At 66.4% G+C, this 1,422-nt stretch carries 1 protein-coding gene; it reads left to right on the top strand.

What is annotated here, in order from left to right:
* Positions 1-44 precede the first annotated feature (44 nt).
* A partial coding sequence (locus ABZ646_RS46590) for a right-handed parallel beta-helix repeat-containing protein (RefSeq protein WP_360533843.1) occupies positions 45-1,422 on the top strand: 1,378 nt, incomplete at its 3' end.

Raw genomic sequence — 1,422 nt, 5'->3', positions numbered from 1 at the left:
GCTCCCGCCAGCCGGTCTAGTCGATCAGCGGCAGGACCGTCACCATGCGGCAGCCCGCGTGGAACAACAACTCCTGGGGCTACGACACCATCAACGCGCCGTTCGCCGGCGGGACGATGTACCTGGAGAACAACTACGCGTTCCTGCGGCAGGCCGGCCAGTGGTATCTCGACTCGTCCACCGGTGACCTGTACTACCGCGCCCAGCCGGGGCAGAACCCCAACGCCCTCGACGTCGAGCTGCCCGGGCTGCAGAACCTCCTCGGCATCAGCGGCAGTTACGGCTCACCGGTGACGGGTCTGAGCTTCACCGGCATCCGGTTCACGGGTACCTCCTGGCTCGGCCCCGGCGGACCCGACGGCTACGCGGACCAGCAGAGCGGCGCGCACATCACCGGCGCCTTTGCGATGCCTGCCAACTGGCTGAGCACCTGCACGTCGGGATGCCAACAGTTCGAGGCCACCCGCAACCACTGGGCGCAGATGCCCGCGGCCGTCCAGGTCTCCGCCGCCACCGGCATCACGTTCTCCGGCGACACGTTCTCCGAACTCGGGCAGGCCGGACTGGGCGTGGGCAACGACGGTGTCGCCACGGCCTCCGGTACCGGTCTCGGCGCGAGCGGCATCACCGTCACCGGTAGCACCTTCACCGACATCGCCGGCAGTGGCATCCAGGTCGGCGGGATCCAGCCGGACGCGCACCACCCGAGCAATCCGCAGATGACCAACCAGAACATCACCATCAGCAACAACAGGGTCAGCGGGGTGGGGACCGACTACAAGGAGACCGCCGCCATCCTGTCCACCTACGTCACCAACGCGACGATCACCCACAACCAGTGCGACCACCTGCCCTACGACGGCATCGACATCGGCTGGGGCTGGGGCGCCAACGACCCGGGCGGCAGCCAGGACTACGTCAACCGGGGCACGTACAACTACCAGCCCGTGTACAGCACCCCCACGACGCTGAAGAACAACACCGTCACCCACAACCTGATCTACGACACCAAGAACGCGATGTTCGACGGAGGCAGCATCTACAACCTGTCCGCGAGCCCCGGCTCGGTGATCTCCGAGAACTACATGTACGACAACAACCGCACCACCGCGCTGTACCTCGACGAGGGCTCCCGGTATCTGACGGTGTCGCACAACGTGGTTCAGGACGCGGGCAATTGGGCGCTCACCAACGCCAACGCGAACAACCACACCGACGACAGCACCTTCTCCGGCAACTGGTACAACGGCGGCAACACGTACGTGGCCACCGGGCCTCCGCACAACAACGTCCTCACCGGCAACGTCCAGGTCAGCGGTACCAATTGGCCGTCGGGCGCGCAGCAGGTGATCCAGCAGGCGGGCGTCCAGTCCTCGGACGGCGGTGGCGGATTCCCCACCGGCTACCACCAGGTGGTGATCG

Source organism: Streptomyces sp. NPDC007162 (assembly GCF_040634175.1).
GTDB lineage: Bacteria > Actinomycetota > Actinomycetes > Streptomycetales > Streptomycetaceae > Streptomyces.
This window is presented reverse-complemented; position numbering and strand designations above follow the sequence as displayed.